The sequence below is a fragment of the Streptomyces yongxingensis genome, from assembly GCF_055597465.1.
The window spans coordinates 5,405,002-5,419,610 of sequence record NZ_CM145717.1; the positions used below are offsets into that span (position 1 = coordinate 5,405,002).

The window sequence follows — 14,609 nt, forward strand, 5'->3', positions numbered from 1 at the left end:
GGTGAGCGGTCAGAACACGGCCGGAGGTCTGATACGCTGATCCAGCGACATCGACGCGGCGGAGAAAAATCAAGGCCCCGGTTCGAAGATCGCAAGGAGTGCGAATCCACGACGGGGAATCCCGTTGGGAGCGCACCCCACATGTGCGAGACTCGTGCTCGTACACGCAAGGTCCTGTGGAGCAGTTTGGAGTGCTCGCCACCCTGTCAAGGTGGAGGCCGCGGGTTCAAATCCCGTCAGGACCGCTGCGGCTGGGTAGCTCAGTTGGTACGAGCGTCCGCCTGAAAAGCGGAAGGTCGCCGGTTCGACCCCGGCCCCAGCCACCGCAGCCCTGAACTGGGCAAAGCCCCCTCCCGGTCCGTCCGGCAGGGGGCTTCTTCGTTGCCTGTGACACCTACGGCTGACGCCAACGGCGCCGGATCACCGGATCTACGCCAGCCGGTCCTCCAGGCGGCCGAGCGCCTTCCGCTGCTCGTCGAGCGAGGCATGGGCCTAGACCTGTCAATACTGAGTGCTTCCCGTTACGCACCGCGTTGGTCCCTTACCGGAAACCGGTGGCAGTCACCATTGATCCTCCGATAGACAAGCAAAATGGGAAACCAGGACGGAGAGCGTCCGGAACGCTACGAAGAGCGAATGGCCAGGAACATCGTCGGCACGGCCCTGGGGGCACCGACCGAGCGTTACGACGTTGGTGCGCTGGAGAAAGTACACGACTTCTGGGTGCTACCCGCTTCAGGACGAGAAGCCGTAGAGGTTGTGCAGTGGGCTGATCGGGACGCGATAGCAGACGAGGCTGCGCGCACTCGGTTCTTCTCGGCATCCTCCTCCCGCGTCCATGACGGCTTGCAAGAGACTTGGGCGCTCTTGGTTGACGAAGACAGCGCCATCTGGGGCCAGCGGAGAGAAGACGGTAGGCGAACTCGTCGGGGCCCCTACAAGTTGCTGCGCCAGGCCGTTGGTCCTGCGCTGCTGGAGTTGGAAGCCATGGGCGTGCACCGAGTTGACGCACATCGAGACTTCAGCTACCCGTTCGCGCCGACGGAGAACCCGCGACACAAGCTCATCTCACTTGGGGTGCACCAGGCCAAGACCATGCCGTCGACACAGCCTCCAGAGATCTTGCTGTCCGCGCTGCGCGGTTTCACGGTCCCGGGCGACGCTGACATGGTCAGCTTGCTGACCGACTTTCTCACAGATGCCCCGCAAAGAGACGTTCTGGACAAGCTGGCTCGCTCGGGCGCAGGCCGCCGCCATGCGTTCGTTTGGCTACACCGGAGTTCCTTAGGCCCTTTCCTCTCCCTGTGGAGAGACGGCGAACTCCCTACGACGGCTCCGGACCTGCCATCGGAGGTTACGACCGTATGGCTGGGCAAGATCGGCGAGTGGCGGACGGCCGTCTGCTGGGATGCGTCAACAGGATGGCGACGTGTAGAAGCCCCAAGTCTCCCGTCGGCCTGACGCATGCCGATCCGCAGCACAAGCTCCCGTTCGTAACGCGGGGGCTTGTGCTGCGAAAGCTGGTCCGCCTAATCACCGTGGGGCTACGAAAGCATGCCCTCCAGGCGGCCGAGCGCCTTCCGCTGCTCGTCTAGCGAGGCATGGGCGTAGACCTGCATGGTCACCCCGTGATCACTATGCCCGCCGATCTGCTGGACGACGTGCACGGGGACGCCAAGATCCAGCAGCAGCGTGATACAGGTGTGGCGGAGATCATGGAAGCGCAGATCCAGGCCGAGCCGCTTCCTTACCGAGTCCCAGCTCCGGCGCAGGTTGTCCGGCTCGTACGGGGTCCCGATCCGGGACGGGAAGACCAGCCCGTTTTCCTGCCAGGCCATGCCGACCGCCGCCCACTCCTGCGCCTGACGCTCCTGGTGGGCGCGGAGGTCGGAGACGGCGAGGGGCGGGAGAGAGATGGTGCGCTCGGAAGGCCACGTCTTGCGGAGGACTAGCCGCAGTGTCGACTTCGCGAGTTTATCCTTAAGCGACAGCTCGGGCGTAGCGTTTTCGCAAACTGCGCTATAAGCGCGTAACACTGCCCTAACTCCTCCGATCACTTGTTGGACAGTCCTTGGTAGCAGCCCGACGCCACCAGATATCAGCTTCTTTCGTCTCATCGAGGGACTTGAGGAGTTCCCCCAGGGCGAAGGCTGCATCACTGCGATCGTTCTCCGCCTCCTGCCTCAGCTCTTCGACGTCCCGACCAGTCTCACGCAGCCGGATGACCGCGTCGAGGAGTTTGTCTGCGTCGTCGACTCGTTCACGGGACGCCTCCCACAGCCAGAGTTCGGCTTCCCTGTGCTGTTTTCTCTTCGCGAGCAGCACCCAGCGTGTAGAGAGCTTCACCTTCGCCGCTTTCGGCCGCCGAGCGAAGCCACGTCTCGGCTTCTGTCGTTCTCCCCTGTTCGTGCATGAGAGCGCTGAGGCTGTAGGCGGCTTCCCCATTGCCGTCGATGCACCTCCTACTCGACACTCTCGCATTGCTCCTCAGGTGAGCCCTGGACAAACAGCATCTCCTGCATCCAAGCGGCTTTATTCAGGGCTTGAGGAAGTCGGGTGGAATCGTCGATGAGCGCGTGTTCCAGCTGCCCTGTCGTCAAATTATGAGCGAACCAGAGCTGCGAACCTCGCAGGTCCGCCTCATTGAGATCGGCTTCCCAGAGGTCGACTCCCATGAAATCGGCGGCGCTGGAAGTACTGCGATAGAGATTGACGCGCCACATCTCTGAGTAACTGAAATTTGCGCCGTCCATGTTCGCCCACGTCAAGCCTGCGTCGGTGAACTGGGAGTGCAGGAGCATGGCTCCACGCAGAGTGGACCGAAGCAGGTTCGCCCCTGTGAACAGCGTGTGATAGCCGGACGCATCGTCCAGATTCCCTTCAAGCAGATAGGCATCACAAAGACTCGCCCCCTGAATCCACGCGTTTTCTAGATCCACACGGATCGCATGAATTCCGTCCAATCTGGAACCTTTGAAAACAGCGCGCTTGAAGTGACAGTCGTCGAGATTCGCGCCGCGAAGATCCGTCGACGCCAAGTTGATCCTGAATTCTTCGCGACGGACGGGTCGATTCCCTAGAACGGTCATGACCGCCTGAACGTCATCGGCAGGGCACGGGGCTGCGCCGGCCTCTTCCGCCTCCTCGTCCGAAGGTAGCGGAGCGCGAAGGCGAACAAAGGCGGCGAGGACTTTCACCACGGCGTCGTGGTCCTTCTCGGAGTCCCGCATGATCCGCTCCAGCGAGTAGATACCACCGAGCCGCTCGGTCATGTCCTCCGACCCCAACAACTTGATCGCCTCTACATATCTCTCGGCGACCTGCCCTTCACGAGCCAGCTCCGCCTGCTCACGGTCCTTCTCGCGCACATGCGCGAACTGCTCCTGGCTGTGCTCGTACAATTTCTCGGCATGCCGGTGGTTGCGGTGCGTGTAGTACAGTCCGAGCCCGGCGATCCCGCCAGCCGCCGTGGCGACGAGCATGGTCCGGAACCCCGTCACGATGATCCCTGCCGAAGGAGCGAGCCCGCTGTCCCGGACGTGATGGCCCTCGAAGATCCACGGCCCCCAGATGAGAACCGCGACGAAGAACACCACGCCGAACGCGCCGCTCCCCAAGGCCAACTTCCGCTTTATCTCCGCCTTCATGCCGCGCATAATGTCCCGCGGACCTTCAAGCGATGCTGTGAACTCGCTTTTTCAGAGCAGAAATTGAGGTTGTTCCGGCTCGGGTGGTGCTTGGCTGCTGCCCTGGACCACCTTGCCGGGCGCTGCGGCAGATGACGGCCCACAGGCTCAGACGCCTGCCCTGAAGTGCTTGGCAGATCTCAGCGACCGTCACGCCCGTAGGTCGTGTCAAGGAGACGCTGGGCGGCCACGTCCGTGGACCATCTGTGGACGGGCCACTGCTAATCGATCAGCCAAAGTTTCATGACCTGCGCAGACGCCTGGAACCGACGGGCCCTCCGGAGCCGTTTGCGCGTTGCTGCAACATCGCAGCTTACATCAACAGTTGACATCGACGTCCACGGACCGCAGCGGCATCGGGCGAGCCCAACCGGCGTCTACGACCTTGGCGGCCATGGGTGGCCACGCGTCTGTGCCCGAACTTGTAAGGCGGTGGCCAGGCTGTACAGCATCGAAGTGCAGCAACCAGCGAGACCGCGACCGACTATCAGCCGCTCCAGACAGCCGACCGACCAGCCCACCAGACCTCAACGACCGCCCCGCCTGTAGTTCGGGACGAAGAGATCGTCTGACGCCAGCCGTGACGCCAACGGCCGCGTACGCCGACGCCAGCAGCGGATGTCAGCGGACCGCCTAGCCAGGCGAAACGGGCACCGGCAGCGGCCCTGCTCGACCTGAAAAGCGGAAGGTCGCCGGTTCGACCCCGGCCCCATCCACCATCAGGGCATAGCCCCCTCCCGGTCCATCCGGAGGGGCTTCTTCGTTGCCCCGTAACACCCACGGCACGCACCGTAAGAGCACAGGCCCAGGGAGTGACATGCTGGGCACCGCATCGACGAAGGGGAGTGGGTTCATGCGGTGGACCGTCCACGGCGAACGGCAGATCTACAGCAACCCTTGGGTCAACCTGTGGCTGGTCGACGTACAGCAGCCCGACGGGCGCCGCTGGGAACACCACGTCGTACGCATGCGACACCTCGCCGTCGCCGCCGTGGTCGATGACCACAAACGCGTCCTGATGATGTGGCGCCACCGGTTCATCACGGACGCCTGGGGCTGGGAACTGCCCATGGGACTCATCGAGCCCGGCGAGACCCCGGAGCAGGCCGCCGCCCGCGAGGTCGAAGAAGAGACCGGCTGGCGGGTCGAGGCGATGAAGCCCCTGGTGTACGCGCAGCCCGCGAACGGGATCACCGACTCCGAGCACCATGTCTTCCGCGCCGATGGGGCCACCTACACCGGGCCGCCGACAGAGCTGAACGAATCGGACCGGATCGAGTGGATCCCCCTCTCGGAGATAAGGGGGATGATCGACCGCCGCGAGATCGTCAGCAGCGGCAGTCTGGTCGGTCTGCTGTATCTGCTGCTGGACGAGGCCACCAAGAGCGCCGGCTAGCCAAGTGACTCTCGCATCCGCTGCTCGAACCTGATCACCGGCGCCTCGCGGGCATACGGAGCCAGACGGCGGTGGAATTCATGGACATGCCCAGCGACCCTAGGAGAGTCGATCACGGTGCTCAGCTCGAGTGCGAGTCCGGCGCTGTGACACGCGTCGCCGAGCTTGCCCTGCTCGAGTTGGGTGCTGGCGAGCCAGAAGGCGTGCAGGGCCCGTCCGCGCTGCTGTCCGGATGTTTCCCGGCGCAGTCCCTCGGCGATGAGAGGTTCGGCTCGTGGTGCCTCGCCAAGACGGGCCAGGGCGATTCCGGTGTCGACGATGAGCTTGGTCTCGTCGAAATAGCGCACCCAGGAGGGCGCCTCGTCCGTCCGGCCGCGTGCGCATTCGAAGGAGTCGCGGGAACGGTCGATGGCCTGGTTGCAGGCGGAGGCGTCGCGAAGGGTGGCGTGGGCGAACGCTTCGCGCATGTGCAGCATGGACATCACCAGAGGCTGGTCACCCACTGCCCGAGTGACGTCCTGAGCCTTGCAGGCGAGAGCGATGGCCTCTGACGGGTTGCCGTCATAAGTGGCCTGCAGGCTCATGCAGGACAGCACATTGGCCACGAAGAGGCGATCTTCCTGCTCCCGCGAGAGGCTGAGGGCCTGGCTGAAGTAGATACGCGCCGTGCTGTACTGGCAGGCGTCGAAATACGCCCAGCCCGCGAGGCGCGCCAGCTCTGCGGCGAGGGACCGCAGGTCCCGGCCCAGTGCCTCCCCCGCGTGCCGCATCACCTGCGTTACGTAGGTCAGACTTCCGACGACCGCAGGCCGCAGTGGTGCACCACCGTGTTGGTCGTCGCGACGCCAGTAGTCCTCCACTGAGGAGCGCAGCGCGGCGAGCGTGGAGCGGGTGACCTGTGAGTCGGCCAGAGGCAGTAGGTCATCCAGGCTCTCCCCAGCAGCAGGACCGGTAGCCGTTGTCCCCTGTGCAAGCCGTGGCTCGGATACCTGGATCCGCTCGCCCTCCGGAGTCGATGCGGGAATCTCCCAGGGCCGATGTGCCAGGCCCAACATCGCGCCGGGGATGCGCAGCCCATCGGCGACTCTCTCGATCACATCGATGTGGGCCAGACCACGACGTCCAGCCATGATCTCGCCGACTCTGCTGGGCGTCATGCCGCAAAGGGCGGCGATGCGCGAGGGATAGATCCCTGCCTTGAGCTTGACCAGCTGGAAGATGCGGGTGAAGTCGCGCTTCTGGCCATGCGTCCTGCCACTCAGGGCTGGCCAACAAGGCTGGTGGCAGCAGTCGATGAGGCTGCGGTGCTGACACTCGTGCCCCTCTCCCTCGCCCCGCGGCAGCGGGCTGTCCGAGCGGTCAAGCGCTGACGATTTTACCCACGTTGGGTAATCACCATGACCTGTTTCAGTGACGACCGTTGCGATGAGCTGGCCCCCTGGAACCACCCGCGACGAGGGGACGCAATGCTCCCGATGACCAACGACAACCAGCAGCACACCACCGCCCAGCGCTGGGCGATGCAATTCACCTCCACGCCCAGGTGCGTCCGCCTCGTCCGGAGCCTGGTCGACAAAACCCTGCTGAGCTGGGGCTACGGACGCGAAGACATCGACCGTACGGTCCTGGTCTGCAGCGAGTTGGCGACCAATGCCGTGCGGCACGGCCACAGGCACGGTCACCGCTTCGAAGTGCGCCTGAGCGGCGAAGGCGCCACGTGCCTGGTTGAGGTCTCCGACGCCCTCAGCCGTCGGTTGCCCCGCCTCATGGAGACCAGCGATGAGGACGAGCACGGCCGAGGTCTCCAACTCGTCTCCGCGCTTGCCAAGGAGATGGGACACCGCGCCCGCAACCCCATCGGCAAAACCGTCTGGGCCCGCCTGGCTCTCGTCACGCCGAAGGAGGAAACCCGTGCATGAGCTGATCGCCGCTCCATTCCTCGACCATCACCTCCTCGTACGTCCCGGCAGCGCCAAAGCCGCCCGGCTCCCGGCCACCGCGTACCGGGAGTTGGAGACGGCCGTAGCCTCCGGTGCGGCATCGCCCGGTTGGCTGGTGGACGTGTCCCGGAAGGTATGGGGTCTAAGCCTCGACGAACGGCTGCCGCGCGATACCGTCCTCGTCCGCTCCTCCTCGCCGCACGGCTACGGACGTGCGTCGTACGAGCTGAACCTGGGCTGCAACTACGACTGCGAGCATTGCTACCTAGGTCTCAAGCGGTTCTCGGGGCTCGAATGGTCCGAGCGAGAACGGCTGCCGCAGGTCATCCATGACGCCGGCGTGCTGTGGCTTCAGCTCACCGGCGGCGAGCCAATGATCGACAAGCTGTTCCCCGAGACATACCGGCGGGCGCACGAACTGGGCATGATGGTCGAGATCCTCACCAACGGCTCCCGTCTCGCGGCCCGGAAGAACCTCGCCTTGCTCACGGAGCGCCGCCCGAATCGGATCACGCTCAGCCTCTACGGCGCCACAGAGGAGTCTTACGACGGACTCACCCGCCGCAAGGGTGCGTACCGGATGTTCATGAAGGGCCTGAACGCCGCCCGTGAGGCCGGGCTGCCACTCGATCTGGCGCTGATCATCACACGGCACAACGCCCACGAGCACGACCGAATGCGTGCCTTCGCGGACCAGTACGCCCTGCCGTACCGCGAGTACACCCATATGTCCCCGACCATCTACGGCGGTGCCGAGACCCTCGCTTCCCAGGCACCCGACTTCCTCACCGACCGTGAACCGTTCCGCGGCTGCAACGCCGGCCACACCTTCTTCCACGTCGACCCACACGGCATGGCGTCCATCTGCAAGGTCGGCCGCGACAACGTGATTCCTTTGCTGACCGAAGGAGTCGAGGGCCTCAGCCGCCTTAGCGGAATCGCCGATTCCCTGATGCTTCGCACCGGTGGCTGCTCCGGCTGCCAGCTCTCCGGCACCTGCCGGGTATGCAGGCCGCTGGCCAAGGTCTACCAGGAGGCGAAGGCACCACTGCACATCTACTGCCAACACACCGCGAAAGGAAGCTGAACCATGACAACGGTGATGGTCGAGATCACGCCGCCCCGCCCCAGAGATGCTGACTTCAAAGAGGACATCGTGATCCTCGACGACGTCGACACCTTCGCCCGGGCCGCCACTCCTGGCTGCGGCGACGACAACCCCTACAACTGATCACCCGTGGCGGGGCCTTCCGACGTGTTCGTGCGCCGGAAGGCCCCGTGCGCACGTCCCGTCTGGAAGCCTTTCCGTCATGGCCCCGACCCCCGTTGCCTTCGACGACCTTCCCCGCTCGGTCCGTAGCGCGATTGAGGCCGAGACGGGCACGGTCCTTGAGGCCGAGGCGGTTACCGCCGGCAGGAACAGCGCTCTTTCGGCACGCGTCCACACCACCGGCGGGACCGTCTTTCTCAAGGGACTGGAAAGCGATCACCGTTGGGTCTGGACCCAGCGACGCGAGGCGGATATCAACCCGTATGTCACACCCCTGGCGCCCCGCATGCTCTTCCACCTCGTCGTCGAAGGTTGGGACATCCTCGGCTTCGAACTACTCGACGGCCATCACGCCGACTACTCTCCCGGCTCACCGGACATCCCGAAGGTCGTCCAAGCCCTACGCAGGCTTGACGACATGCCCTGCCCCAACGTCGATCTCCGCCAAGCGGAACAGCGCCTGTCCAAGTACGTCACCCACCCTGCCGATGCAGAAGCGTTCGCAGGCGATGCCCTGCTCCACACTGACTGGAACAACCACAACGTCCTCATCACCGGTGACCGAGCCCGCCTTGTCGACTGGGGATGGGCCACCCGAGGAGCCGCCTGGCTCGACACCGCCTACTGGATCATCTGGCTCATCGCCTCCGGACACAGCCCGGCCCAAGCCGAAGAAATTGGACAAGGCATCCCCGCCTGGGCCACAGCACCTCCCACAGCCGTGGATCTTTTCGCCGACGCGAACGCAGCGCTGTGGAATGAGATCGCGGGGGACTCCCCAGACGTCTGGACAGCGCGCCTACGTTCGGCCGCAATGAAATGGCGGCACCACCGCCGTGGGTGACCGCCCGTAGACGTGTCGGCGAGTGCAGGTCCGAACAGGGAGATCGTATGCGTGTTGAAGCGGCTACGGCTCTGGTCAGATGGCCCCGTCTGACGCCAACGGGCGCGTACGCCGACGCCAGCAGCGGACGTCAGCGGACCGCCGAGCCAGGCGAAACGGCCCCCAGGAAGCACCCCGCCCCGCCTGAAAAGCGGAAGGTCGCCGGTTCGACCCCGGCCCCAGCCACCGCAGCCCTCACCAGGGCAAAGCCCCCTCCCGGTGCATCCGGAGGGGGTTTCTTCGTGGCCGCGGGGGAACGCCGCGTCAAGCGCGGCAGCGGCGTGTTAGCCGTGGGTTAGCCGATCAGCAGCGGTGACGAACAGGGTTGTTCCCAGGACGCGGAACGTACCGTGGACAACGCACCGCGGCCTCGGCCCACACGTCAAGCATCCCCGGGGGGATCCCATGTCGCGCACGACCGTTCTCCGCCGCACCCGTACCGTCGCCGTCGCCTCGCTGATCGCCGCTGCCGCGTTCTCGCTCACGGCCTGCGGAGGCGGCGAATCCGACAGCGGCGCCAAGGGGGGCTCGGCGTCGGCGAGCGCGACGAACGGTACGTCGGGGGGCTCGGGCGGTGGCTCGAACTCGGCCGGCGGCTCCGGTGAGGGCATCGACACCAAGGCGGGCGCCTCGGGCGGCTCCTCGTCGGCGAGCCGCTGCACCAGCGACCACCTGGAGGCCGCGTGGTCGAACTTCGAGGGCGGTCCGGACATGGACTACGACGGGCAGCAGACCGCCCGGGTGGTGTTGAAGAACACCGGCAGCACCGACTGCACCATGGTCGGCTTCCCGGGCGTCCAGCTCCAGACCGAGCACGGCGAGACCTGGGACCTGCGGCGCACCGACGCCAAGCCGAAGCCGGTCCGGGTCGACGCCGGCGGGCGGGTCGGCTTCGACATCACCTTCCTGGCGTCGACCCGCGACGACGACAAGAAGTTCGCGCCGGACCAGGTCGTGATCACCCCGCCGAACGAGCGCGGGAACCTCTCGCTGCAGTGGCCGTACGGCGGCGCGCTGCAGGACCAGTCGGGCGCCACCCACCCGGGCACCTTCGTCGGCCCGGTCAGCACGCCGGAGTGAGCCTCGGGGCGGACGGTCGGCCACGGCCACCGCCGCCCCCACCAGGGCACCGCCCCCTCCCGTCCATCCGGAGGGGGCTTCTTCATTGCCTGCGACGCCCGCGGGGCGCTCTTGTCCCGTATGAACGATCAGGCGTAGGCGCAGATCGCGAAGACGCTGATGCCCACGTTGCCGGTGGTGGTCTGGCGGCCCAGCCCGATCCAGCCCCTCGCGTCATCGGTGGGGAAGCTGCCGACGAGGACGGCGCTCTCGCCCCGGGCCCCGGCACCGTCGCCGATGACCTTCTTCCCCGGCGGGCAGTACACCGTGCGCCGCTGGAAGTTCGGGACGTTCTCATTGGGCAGGGCGACCACCTCGTAGCCGGGCACGCCCTCGTCGGCGCGGGTGGCTTCGTGGGAAGCGGGCGCCTCTGAGCTCTGCTTCTCCTTCGTCACGGGCCCCTGGACGGGACCGACACCGAGACGAGCGTGACCAGGCAAAGCGGAGAGTAAGGCATGAAAGTATGCCAATCCCACGAACGTGGGACGTGCGAGAGGCGTACGGGCGCAGCTCTCCTGAGTAGCGGAAGGCCGTCGGTTCGCGCCCTGTCCCGGTGAGCGGAACGCCGCCATTCCCGCCACGAGAACCAGCGGCGAACAATCCCCCAACACACCCGAGCCGCAGGTCTTGATCCCATTCGAAGCGGCCATTGGAGAGCCGACATGGCAGACGTGAAGGGCACCCCGCGCGAAGTACGCAAGGCAGCGATCGCAAGTTTGTTCGGTAGCGCATTGGAGTGGTACGACTTCTTCCTCTACGGCACGGCCGCCGCGCTCGTCTTCAACTCCCTCTTCTTCCCGACCTTCGATCCGCTCGTGGGAACGATCGCCGCCTTCGGCACCAACGCGGTGGGGTTCCTCGCCCGGCCGCTCGGCGGCATCGTCTTCGGGCACTTCGGTGACCGGATCGGCCGTAAGTCGATGCTGGTGACCACGCTGGTGATCATGGGCGTCGCGACCTGTCTGATCGGCCTGCTGCCCACCTACGCCACCATCGGGGTCTGGGCTCCGGTGCTGCTGATAGCGCTGCGGATCGTGCAGGGCATCGCCGTCGGCGGTGAGTGGGGCGGCGGGGTGCTGATCGTCAGCGAACACGCGCCGAGCCACCGCCGCGGCTTCTACTCGGCCTGGAGCCAGACCGGTGTGGGGCTCGGATTCGTCCTCTCCGCCTCCGCCTACGCGCTCGCCCAGGCGGTGACCACCAAGGAGTCCTTCCTCGCCTGGGGATGGCGCGTTCCGTTCGTGGTCGGCATCCTGCTCACCGCCGTCGGGCTGCTGATCCGGCTCCGGATCATGGAGACGCCCGCGTTCCGGGAGAAGGAGTCGGAGCCGAAGAAGTCCACCCCGCCGCTCCTCGACGTCATCCGCACCCACCCCAAGTCGATACTGATCGCCTTCGGGGCGCGGGTCGCCGAAACCGGTGCGAGCTATCTCTTCCTCACCTTCAGCCTCTCCTACGCCGCCGAGGTCGGGGTGGGCAAGGGGGTGGTGCTGGCCGCGCTCGTGGTGGGGATGCTGTTCGAGTCGTTCGCGATGCCGATGTTCGGGGCGCTCTCCGACCGCGTCGGGCGCCGCCCGGTGTATATCGGGGGCGCGATCGCGGTGATCGTCTGGGCTTATCCGTTCTTCGCGATGTTCGACACGCGCAATCCGGTGCTGATCTTCGTGGCGATCTTCGTGGCGGTCGTCATCGGCCATGGGGCGATGATCGGCACCCAGCCGGCGTTCTTCACCGAACTCTTCGCCAGCCGGGTGGCCTACAGCGGGCTCGCCCTGGGGCATGAGCTCGCGTCGATGATCGTCGGCGGGTTCTCCCCCATCATCGCCACCGCGCTGCTCGCCTGGGCGGGCGCGTCCTGGCCGATCGCGCTGTTCCTCATCGGCATGGGAGCGGTCACGGTCTTCGCCGTGGCGGCCGCTCCCGAGACCAACCCGGCCGTCCGCAAAGACCGCGAGCCTCCGGAGGAACCGGAGGAACCGGAGGGACCGGAGGAGGCCGAGGTGAAATCCCAGACCGTCTGACAGGCCCGTCGGCCTCGTTCCCGTATCGCCGCCTGGGTGTGCCGCACCCAGGCGGCGTGCGTCCTGGTTGACCCTCGCTGACCTGCGCAGACTTGGTCGGGATTCGGGTCGATACGCGGGTCGGATCTCAGGTCGAGAGCGAGACGAGGAACGGAGCACCCATGTCTGGAATAGCTGGAATGTCTGGACGTCTGCACGGCAAAGTCGCCCTGATCACCGGAGCGACGGGAGGGATCGGCGCGGCGACCGCCGAACTCTTCGCACAGGAGGGAGCACGGCTGCTCCTCACCGATGTGGCCCGGGGGCCGCTGAAGGCCCTGGAGGAACGGATCGAGGAGCGCGGTGGCACCGACGTGACCTCGGCCGTGCTGGACGTCTCCTCGGCGGAGGCGTGGGGCGATGTGATCGCCACCGTACGGGAGCGCTTCGGCCGCCTGGACGTGCTGGTCAACATCGCCGGGATCCTGGACTGGCCGGGCATCGAGGGCACCGATGAGGCGTCCTGGGACCGCGTCATCGAGGTGAACCAGAAGGGCACCTGGCTGGGGATGAAGGCGGCCATGCCGCTGCTGCGCGCGAGCGGCAGGGGGTCGGTGATCAACACGTCCTCGGTGCTGGGGCTGGTGGGCAGCGGTGCGGCGGCCGCGTACCAGGCGTCGAAGGGCGCCGTCCGGCTGCTGTCGAAGACCGCTGCGGTCGAGTACGCGCGCGACAACGTCCGGGTCAACTCGGTGCACCCGGGGGTGATCACCACTCCGATGATCCAGGACCTCCTGGACGAGCAGGGCGATCAGCAGCCGGACATCGTACGGACGCCGATGGCCCGCGCGGGCCGGGCGGACGAGATCGCGCCGGCGATGCTCTTCCTCGCGAGCGACGAGTCGTCGTTCGTCACCGGCTCGGAGCTCGTGGTCGACGGCGGGCTCACCGCGCACTGACGACCGCCGCGTCTCGTCCGACGGTATCGTCCGGTCCCGCCGTACGCTGGGCGGATGACGCGGCTGATCGTGGCGGGCGGAGGAGGCGGGGACGCCGTTGCCGCCGCGGTGCTCGACCGGGCTCTGTACGGGCGCGGGACGGGCGATGACCGGGCGGTGGTCCTGACGTACGCCTGGGACCGGCTGCTCGTCGACCCCGTCCCCGGGCCCCGGGCAGCGGCCGACTTCACCGGTCTGCGGGCGCTGACGCCGAGCGTGTACGCCGTGCCCGAGGACGCGAAGCCGGTGGCGCCCGCCGGGTCCACGCTGCCCCGTCTGGCCGCCGCGCTGCCGCACACCTTCGCCCTGCTCGACCCCCACCACGGCGTGGAGGGCATGGTCCGGCAGTTGGAGGAGCTGATCGAGCACCTGGCCCCGGCGTCGATCGACCTGCTGGACGTGGGCGGCGACATCCTCGCGCACGGCGATGAGCCGACGCTGCGGAGCCCGCTCGGGGACGCGCTGTCGCTCGCCGCGTGTGCGCAGGTGAACGCGGAGGTCCGGCTGCTGGTCACCGGGCCCGGGCTGGACGGGGAGATTCCGGTGGAGCTGTTGCACGAACGGCTGGAGGCGGTGGTCCACACCCTGACCGCCGACGATGTCGCGCCCATCGGGCCCGTCATGGAGTGGCATCCGTCGGAGGCCACCGGCATGCTCACGGCCGCGGCGCGGGGGGTGCGCGGGCTGTGCGAGGTACGGGACGCGGGGCTCACCATTCCCCTGACGGACGACGGGGCCGTGGTCCATGAGGCGGATCTCGACACCGCGTTCCGCCGGAACCGGCTGGCCGGGGCCATCGCCGACACGACCGGACTCGCCGAGGCGGAGCGGCACTGCCGGGAGATCTGCGGCTCCTCGGAGATCGACTACGAGCGGGAGAAGGCCGCGCGGTTCGGGGTGGCGCCCGAGGGTCCGTTCCGGCCCAGGGCCGTACTCGCCGGGGTCGCCCGCTTCGCGGAGGAGGCCCGCGCCCGCGGGGTCAGCCACACCACGTTCCGCCGTCTCACCGAGGTCCTCGGGCTGAGCGGTGTCCAACGCACCGATCTGCGAGCCCTGCTGATCGGGACTCAGCCCGAGCGGTACGACGCCCCGCTGTGGCGGCTGTGATCCCCCGGATGGGGTATAGTTGATCTCGCAACGCCGCCCCAGCGGGCGGGAGTTGATGCGTCGGTCGTCTAAGGAAAGATACTCGTCTCCAAACGAGGGATGTAGGTGCAAGGCCTGCTCGGCGCTCCGTAGAGAAGTCCCTCCCCTGATCGCAGGGGAGGGACTTTTTCGTGTGTCCGCGTGCCGGGGTGTCCGGCGGATCTTTCCCCT

15 protein-coding genes and 2 tRNA genes are annotated in these 14,609 nt (G+C 66.7%); 12 read left to right on the top strand and 5 right to left on the bottom strand.

Annotation, left to right across the window (positions count from 1 at the left end):
- Positions 1-170: 170 nt before the first annotated feature.
- The 3 genes from ACZ6TD_RS23090 (at position 171) to ACZ6TD_RS23100 (ending at position 1,461) form a co-directional block, all read left to right on the top strand.
- Positions 171-245: transfer RNA gene (locus tag ACZ6TD_RS23090), tRNA-Asp, on the top strand.
- A gap of 4 nt (positions 246-249) precedes the next feature.
- Positions 250-323: transfer RNA gene (locus ACZ6TD_RS23095), tRNA-Phe, on the top strand.
- Between the two features lie 313 nt (positions 324-636).
- Positions 637-1,461: a hypothetical protein gene (locus ACZ6TD_RS23100; RefSeq protein WP_471356999.1), complete on the top strand. Its 825-nt coding sequence runs from the start codon at positions 637-639 to the stop codon at positions 1,459-1,461.
- Between the two features lie 83 nt (positions 1,462-1,544).
- On the opposite strand, the gene ACZ6TD_RS23105 is transcribed toward ACZ6TD_RS23100, so the two are convergent.
- From ACZ6TD_RS23105 to ACZ6TD_RS23115, 3 genes are all read right to left on the bottom strand, one after another.
- Entirely contained in the window at positions 1,545-2,036 is a 492-nt protein-coding gene (locus ACZ6TD_RS23105; protein WP_471357002.1) for a tyrosine-type recombinase/integrase, read from the bottom strand.
- A gap of 4 nt (positions 2,037-2,040) precedes the next feature.
- Positions 2,041-2,325 (bottom strand): hypothetical protein, encoded by a 285-nt coding sequence (locus ACZ6TD_RS23110; RefSeq protein ID WP_471357004.1) that lies wholly within the window; start codon positions 2,323-2,325, stop codon positions 2,041-2,043.
- Positions 2,326-2,462: 137 nt separating this feature from the next.
- Positions 2,463-3,647 (bottom strand): pentapeptide repeat-containing protein, encoded by a 1,185-nt coding sequence (locus ACZ6TD_RS23115; protein WP_471357006.1) that lies wholly within the window; start codon positions 3,645-3,647, stop codon positions 2,463-2,465.
- Between the two features lie 892 nt (positions 3,648-4,539).
- On the opposite strand from ACZ6TD_RS23115, the gene ACZ6TD_RS23120 reads away from it, so the two are divergent.
- Positions 4,540-5,082: an NUDIX hydrolase gene (locus ACZ6TD_RS23120; protein ID WP_191068555.1), complete on the top strand. Its 543-nt coding sequence runs from the start codon at positions 4,540-4,542 to the stop codon at positions 5,080-5,082.
- Here the strand turns inward: ACZ6TD_RS23120 and ACZ6TD_RS23125 are convergent.
- The gene (locus ACZ6TD_RS23125) at positions 5,079-6,581 is read right to left on the bottom strand and encodes a hypothetical protein (RefSeq protein ID WP_471357009.1); all 1,503 of its coding nucleotides are present in this window, start codon (positions 6,579-6,581) and stop codon (positions 5,079-5,081) included. The two genes, ACZ6TD_RS23120 and ACZ6TD_RS23125, sit on opposite strands and share 4 nt — an antisense overlap.
- On the opposite strand from ACZ6TD_RS23125, the gene ACZ6TD_RS23130 reads away from it, so the two are divergent.
- The 5 genes from ACZ6TD_RS23130 to ACZ6TD_RS23150 all read left to right on the top strand — a co-directional run bounded on the left by ACZ6TD_RS23130 (position 6,558) and on the right by ACZ6TD_RS23150 (position 10,255).
- Positions 6,558-7,001, top strand: coding sequence for an ATP-binding protein (locus tag ACZ6TD_RS23130; protein ID WP_471357011.1), 444 nt, complete (start codon positions 6,558-6,560; stop codon positions 6,999-7,001). The genes ACZ6TD_RS23125 and ACZ6TD_RS23130 overlap by 24 nt on opposite strands.
- Positions 6,994-8,109 (top strand): radical SAM protein, encoded by a 1,116-nt coding sequence (locus tag ACZ6TD_RS23135; protein WP_471357013.1) that lies wholly within the window; start codon positions 6,994-6,996, stop codon positions 8,107-8,109. Before ACZ6TD_RS23130 ends, ACZ6TD_RS23135 begins: the two co-directional genes overlap by 8 nt.
- Before the next feature lie 3 nt (positions 8,110-8,112).
- Entirely contained in the window at positions 8,113-8,253 is a 141-nt protein-coding gene (locus ACZ6TD_RS23140; RefSeq protein WP_471357015.1) for a hypothetical protein, read from the top strand.
- A gap of 79 nt (positions 8,254-8,332) precedes the next feature.
- On the top strand, positions 8,333-9,136 hold the full coding sequence (locus ACZ6TD_RS23145) for an aminoglycoside phosphotransferase (RefSeq protein ID WP_471357017.1): 804 nt from the start codon (positions 8,333-8,335) through the stop codon (positions 9,134-9,136).
- A gap of 444 nt (positions 9,137-9,580) precedes the next feature.
- Complete coding sequence (locus tag ACZ6TD_RS23150) at positions 9,581-10,255, top strand: DUF4232 domain-containing protein (protein WP_471357020.1); 675 nt, start codon at positions 9,581-9,583, stop codon at positions 10,253-10,255.
- 128 nt (positions 10,256-10,383) lie between these two features.
- On the opposite strand, the gene ACZ6TD_RS23155 is transcribed toward ACZ6TD_RS23150, so the two are convergent.
- On the bottom strand, positions 10,384-10,689 hold the full coding sequence (locus ACZ6TD_RS23155; RefSeq protein WP_471357023.1) for a hypothetical protein: 306 nt from the start codon (positions 10,687-10,689) through the stop codon (positions 10,384-10,386).
- A 267-nt stretch (positions 10,690-10,956) separates the two neighbouring features.
- Here ACZ6TD_RS23155 and ACZ6TD_RS23160 point away from each other — a divergent pair, with 267 nt between their 5' ends.
- From ACZ6TD_RS23160 to ACZ6TD_RS23170, 3 genes are all read left to right on the top strand, one after another.
- Complete coding sequence (locus ACZ6TD_RS23160; RefSeq protein WP_471357025.1) at positions 10,957-12,315, top strand: MFS transporter; 1,359 nt, start codon at positions 10,957-10,959, stop codon at positions 12,313-12,315.
- A gap of 179 nt (positions 12,316-12,494) precedes the next feature.
- Entirely contained in the window at positions 12,495-13,253 is a 759-nt protein-coding gene (locus tag ACZ6TD_RS23165) for an SDR family NAD(P)-dependent oxidoreductase (protein ID WP_471357028.1), read from the top strand.
- Positions 13,254-13,307: 54 nt separating this feature from the next.
- Positions 13,308-14,399: a DUF1152 domain-containing protein gene (locus ACZ6TD_RS23170; RefSeq protein ID WP_471357031.1), complete on the top strand. Its 1,092-nt coding sequence runs from the start codon at positions 13,308-13,310 to the stop codon at positions 14,397-14,399.
- Positions 14,400-14,609 lie beyond the last annotated feature (210 nt).